Annotated in this window: 4 protein-coding genes; 1 reads left to right on the top strand and 3 read right to left on the bottom strand. The window is 59.1% G+C overall.

The genetic code is table 11. From position 1 onward, the window contains the following. Positions 1-264, top strand: a 264-nt coding sequence (locus WBV42_RS10160; protein ID WP_423985927.1) for a DUF5781 family protein, incomplete at its 5' end; no start/stop codon positions are given. 198 nt (positions 265-462) lie between these two features. Here the strand turns inward: WBV42_RS10160 and WBV42_RS10155 are convergent. The 3 genes from WBV42_RS10155 to WBV42_RS10145 all read right to left on the bottom strand — a co-directional run. Continuing rightward, the gene (locus tag WBV42_RS10155; protein WP_423985926.1) at positions 463-1,089 is read right to left on the bottom strand and encodes a 30S ribosomal protein S7; all 627 of its coding nucleotides are present in this window, start codon (positions 1,087-1,089) and stop codon (positions 463-465) included. Positions 1,090-1,091: 2 nt separating this feature from the next. Beyond that, entirely contained in the window at positions 1,092-1,520 is a 429-nt protein-coding gene (locus WBV42_RS10150; protein WP_007979666.1) for a 30S ribosomal protein S12, read from the bottom strand. A gap of 182 nt (positions 1,521-1,702) precedes the next feature. After that, positions 1,703-2,288 (bottom strand): TetR/AcrR family transcriptional regulator (locus WBV42_RS10145; protein WP_423985925.1); only part of this gene is annotated, 586 nt, incomplete at its 5' end.

Genomic DNA, 2,288 nt, shown 5'->3' with positions numbered 1-2,288 from the left:
CCCGAGATGACGGCCGTCAACGCCGCGTTCGCGCTCGCCATGGTCGAGCGCCACGACCTCGCCGCGCGGGACCACCGCCTCTACGACCTCGCCCGCACCGCCTCCCGTGACGCGCCAACAATCGATGTGCAGGGATTCAAATACCGTTTCCTCTCGCTCGCCGACGACCCCACCGAAAGCGAGTACCGAAATGCGCTGGTCGACGCCGCCCGTGAATACGTCCTCGGTGGCGGAGAGGGTGGTTCCGAACAAGCGGCGGACTAAGCAGTTCTGGTCTCGGTTGCTCTGCGTAGAGGTTTCATTGCCGCTCGATACTTGCAGCCACGACGGAACCAGCATTTTCTCGGAACGGACGAAAGCTTTCCAAATCTACTTCTCGGTAGTTACAACTGCAAGGGTGAAGACCAACTCTCCGAAGTCGTCACTCAAGGAGCGATAAACGAGAGAATATCCGGGAGAAATTTAGCGGGCCGCGGCGGCGACGCGCTCTTTCTCTTCTTTCTGGTTGACCGCGTAGGTCTGGACGTCGTAGTCCGCAGCGCCGATAAGCTGGGAGGCGAGTGCCTCTTCAGCGTCGGTGGACGTCTTGAAGGACGCGCCGAGCGCGCCTTCCGCGATGAATTTCAGGGACTGGTCGACGCGGCGCTGGGGCGCGACGTCGACTGCCTTCGGGACCGAGATTCCACCGTACTTCAGGCGGACGGTCTCCTCACGCGGGGCGGCGTTCTCGACTGCACGGACGAGAACCTGAACTGGGTTCTCCTCGGTACGGTCGTGAACGATGTCGAACGCGGAGCGGACGATTTTCATCGTCTGCTGTTTCTTGCCCGTGTTCTCTTCCGTCTGCATGAGACGGTTGATGAGGCGCTCGACGATGCTGACCTCGCTCTTCTGGAACTGCTTCGATGCGTGGCGGCCCATCGTGTGCGCGACGGGCGTGATGTTGATGTAGCGCTCGGTGCTGGGGTCGCTGAACTCGATGTTCGAGACGTCCCACGTACCGAACAGCTTCGCCGCCATCTCGTCGCCTTCGGTGCCGACTTCCTCTTCCGCTTCCTCTTCCGGTTGTTCTTCTTCTTCTGCACTCATGGTTATCGGACCGGTTTCTCCGCGTTTCCGCGAACCAGTTCTTTCAGGCTCACGCCGTTGACCTTCTCGACCTTGTAGTTGACACCGGAGATGTCACCCATCGCACGACCTTTCGCCCCACCGATACCGGCGATGGTGACTTCGTCGTGCTCGTCGATGAACGAAATCGCGCCGTCACCGGGACAGAACGCGGAGACTTGCTTTCCGTTCTTGATGAGCTGGACACGAACACACTTTCGGATCGCGGAGTTGGGCTGCTTCGCTTCGATGCCCACTTTCTCCAGCACGATACCTCGGCCCTGCGGCGCGCCTTCGAGGGGATCGGATTTCTCCCCGAGACCACGCTCACGTCGGGCGTAATCGGAGTCAGACCACCGATGCTTCTGGCGGTCCTTCTTCAGCTTACGAGCTGCGTACTTGCCGTTCGCCATATGCTGTGGACTATCCGACGAAGGTACTTAAGCGTCCCCTTTTGGAAGCGAAGAGACGCCCGCAGGTCGCTCGAAAGGGGTCGATAAAGCGATCTGAGCGCGTTTCAATGATTCTAAGCCGAGCCAAATGGTTCGTTCAGTTGGTCGAGATTCGTCCGTTTGACGACCGCCTAGCAGAGTTGCTACGCGACGAGATAGTTCGAGACGAACCGTTCTATCTGCGACAACGTGGTTTCGCGTGCCGTCTCGACATTGAGCATGAGGTCAGTCGTCCGTGCACCATCGATGGCCGCGATGAGAGCGGTCGCCGTCATTTCCGGGTCAACGGCTCGAAACGACCCCTGCTCGATACCGTCTTCGAGTACCGCTTCCACCACGCTCATCGTGTACTCGTAGTTCCGGGTGAAACGCTGTCGAATCTCGGGATCGTGCGGTGCCAAGGCTTGTAGTTGCAAAATTGCCGCGTAGTAGTGACGACTGTTTTCGTCGATTCCGCCCGGACCGTACGCGAAAAATCGGAGCGCCGTTCGCAGTTGCTCGACTGGTTCGCCGTCCTCGTCGATACCTATCAATCGCTGCATGCCGTCAAATATGTGATCGAGGAGTGATCGGAGCAGATCCTCCTTGGAATCGAAGTAGTAGTGGACCAGCCCTCGGTTTTTCCCTGCTCGTTCCGCGACTTTTCGAAGCGTGAGACCGCGGTATCCATCCTCCGCGAGGACCCACACCGTCGCCTCCATGATCATCTCGTCCGTGTCGAACTCGTCC

The organism is Haladaptatus sp., assembly GCF_049589095.1.
Classification (GTDB): domain Archaea; phylum Halobacteriota; class Halobacteria; order Halobacteriales; family Haladaptataceae; genus Haladaptatus.
This window is presented reverse-complemented; position numbering and strand designations above follow the sequence as displayed.

Coding starts and splice junctions, on each gene's coding strand:
- WBV42_RS10155 (WP_423985926.1), bottom strand. CDS start 1,089: ATGAGTGCAGAAGAAGAAGAACAACCGGAAGAGGAAGCGGAAGAGGAA.
- WBV42_RS10150 (WP_007979666.1), bottom strand. CDS start 1,520: ATGGCGAACGGCAAGTACGCAGCTCGTAAGCTGAAGAAGGACCGCCAG.